The organism is Blautia sp. AM42-2 (genome assembly GCF_003480245.1).
GTDB classification, from domain to species: domain Bacteria; phylum Bacillota; class Clostridia; order Lachnospirales; family Lachnospiraceae; genus Fusicatenibacter; species Fusicatenibacter saccharivorans.
Window position 1 is genome coordinate 1 of sequence record NZ_QUIM01000018.1, and the last position, 433, is coordinate 433.

A 433-nucleotide genomic window follows, 5' to 3' on the forward strand; every position below is an offset into this window, starting at 1 on the left:
CCACCCTTGATGAAAACGGGCGGCTGATACCGAGGGAGGATTACCGCATTTCTTCCCTCAACTGTGGGGGCGAGGATTTCGCTGTTGCCTGTATGCGGGCTAATCTCCGCTATGAGAAAAACCAAAAACGGGAAGATGTGAAAAGCCACCACTATATCATCAGCTTTGACCCACGGGACGGGACAGACAACGGCTTGACCGTAGACCGGGCGCAGGAGCTGGGCGAGCAGTTCTGTAAAGAGCATTTCCCCGGACACCAAGCCTTAGTCTGCACCCACCCGGACGGGCATAACCACAGCGGCAATATCCATGTGCATATCGTCATCAACTCCCTGCGGATTTATGAAGTCCCGCTTCTGCCCTACATGGACAGACCAGCCGACACACGGGAGGGCTGCAAGCACCGCTGCACCAACGCCGCTATGGAATATTT

General features: G+C 55.4%; 1 protein-coding gene. It reads left to right on the top strand.

Annotated features, from left to right (window positions below):
- A partial coding sequence (locus DW915_RS14490; RefSeq protein ID WP_158581071.1) for a relaxase/mobilization nuclease domain-containing protein occupies positions 1-433 on the top strand: 433 nt, incomplete at both ends.